This is a genomic window from Cryobacterium sp. 10I1 (assembly GCF_035019805.1).
GTDB lineage: Bacteria > Actinomycetota > Actinomycetes > Actinomycetales > Microbacteriaceae > Cryobacterium > Cryobacterium glucosi.
Map to the genome: position 1 here is coordinate 1 of NZ_JASJVF010000402.1, position 1,928 is coordinate 1,928.

Here is a 1,928-nt window from a genome sequence, read left to right on the forward strand (position 1 = left end):
GCCGAGGTCGTCGCCGACCGGCTGCACGGCGGCGCCGCCGTCTTCCCCGGCATCGACGACGCCACCAAGCTCAAGCTCTCCGGGGTCGAGGTCGCGAGCTTCGGAGACGCCCTCGCCGCCGCGGAACACTCCCTCGAGGTCGTCTACGCCGACCCGGCCAGGGGCCTGTACCAGAAGATCGTCGTCACGGGAGACGCGAAGACCCTCCTCGGCGGCATCTTCGTCGGCGACGCCTCGCCATACACGGCGCTCCGGCCCCTGCTCGGCCGCGAGCTCGGCGCCGAACCGAGCGCCTACCTCTCCGCGGCCGGCGCCGAGCCGCCGGCGAACACCGACCTGCCGGACGACGTGCAGCTCTGTTCCTGCAACAACGTCTCGGTCGGCGCTGTGCGCTCCGCCATCCGCGGCGACGAGCACACCGAGGCCTGCACCGAACTCGGCCCGCTCAAGGCGTGCACCCGCGCGGGCACCCAGTGCGGCTCGTGCGTTCCCCTCGTCAAGAAGATCCTCGAGACGGAACTGACCCGGGCAGGCATCGCCGTCTCGCACGCCCTCTGCGAGCACATCGCGCTCAGCCGGAGCGAGCTCTTCGAATCCGTCCGCATCCTGCAGCTCACCCACTTCGACGAGATCATGGGCCGGTTCGGCAGCGGACTCGGCTGCGACATCTGCAAGCCCGTGATCGCCTCGATCCTCGCGACGCAGACCTCGGGGTACATCCTCGACGGCGGCCGCGGCGCCCTGCAGGACACCAACGACCGCGCCCTCGCCAACATGCAGAAGGACGGCACGTACTCGGTCGTGCCCCGGATCCCGGGCGGGGAGATCACGCCGGCCAAGCTCAAGGTCATCGCCGAGGTCGCCGCCGACTTCAACCTCTATACCAAGATCACCGGCGGCCAACGCATCGACCTGTTCGGCGCCCGCCTGGAACAGCTTCCCGACATCTGGAAGATCCTCGTCGAGGCCGGGTTCGAGTCCGGCCAGGCATACGGCAAGTCCCTCCGCACGGTCAAGAGCTGCGTCGGGTCGACCTGGTGCCGCTTCGGCGTGCAGGACTCCGTCGCGATGGCGATCAACCTCGAGCTGCGCTACCGGGGACTCCGCGCACCGCACAAGTTCAAGCTCGGCGTCTCCGGCTGCGCCCGCGAGTGCGCGGAGGCGCGCAGCAAGGACGTCGGCATCATCGCGACCGACCAGGGCTGGAACCTCTATGTCGGCGGTAACGGCGGCTTCCAGCCCGCCCACGCGCAGCTCCTCGCCCAGGACCTCGACGACGAGACCCTGATCAAGTACATCGACCGGTACCTGATGTACTACATCCGCACCGGCGACCGGCTGCAACGCACCGCCCGCTGGCAGGAAGACCTCGAGGGCGGGCTCGACCACGTGCGCGACGTCGTCTGCAACGACTCCCTCGGTATCGCCGAGGAGCTCGAGGCCGCCATGCTCGCCCACGTCGGCCACTACGAAGACGAATGGGCCGCGACCCTCAAGGATCCGGAGCGCCTGCGCCGGTTCCGCTCCTTCGTCAACGCCCCCGGAACCGCGGACCCCGCGCTCATGCAGGTCATCGAACGCGACCAGCCCCGGCCGGCGCGGCCTGCGGAGCGCGAGGCCGTGCTGCTCTCCGGTCCGAGCATCCCGGTCCGGCCCCGTGACACCACTGCCGCCGACACCGGTACCGCCATCACCACCGAACGCGCCATCGAACTGCGACAGGGAGTGTGAACCATGGACATCAGCCTCGACCTGGCCGGCCGCCGGGTCCTCGTCTTCGGAGGTGCCCTCGCGGCCAGGCGGGTGCTCGCCCGGTTCCTGGCCGCAGAGGCGATCGTCTACCTCGCCTCTGTCACCGTCGACGTGCAGCTGGCCACCGGTCACGGCGACCACAGCAATCCCATCGCCGATGTCGGTGACCGAGAAGT

Annotated in this window: 2 protein-coding genes; both read left to right on the forward strand. The window is 69.7% G+C overall.

Annotated features, from left to right (window positions below; genetic code table 11):
- On the forward strand, positions 1-1,731 hold a 1,731-nt coding region (nirB, locus tag QN345_RS18475), incomplete at its 5' end, for a nitrite reductase large subunit NirB (RefSeq protein ID WP_323509049.1).
- 3 nt (positions 1,732-1,734) lie between these two features.
- The coding region (locus QN345_RS18480; protein WP_323509050.1) for a hypothetical protein at positions 1,735-1,928 on the forward strand (194 nt) is incomplete at its 3' end.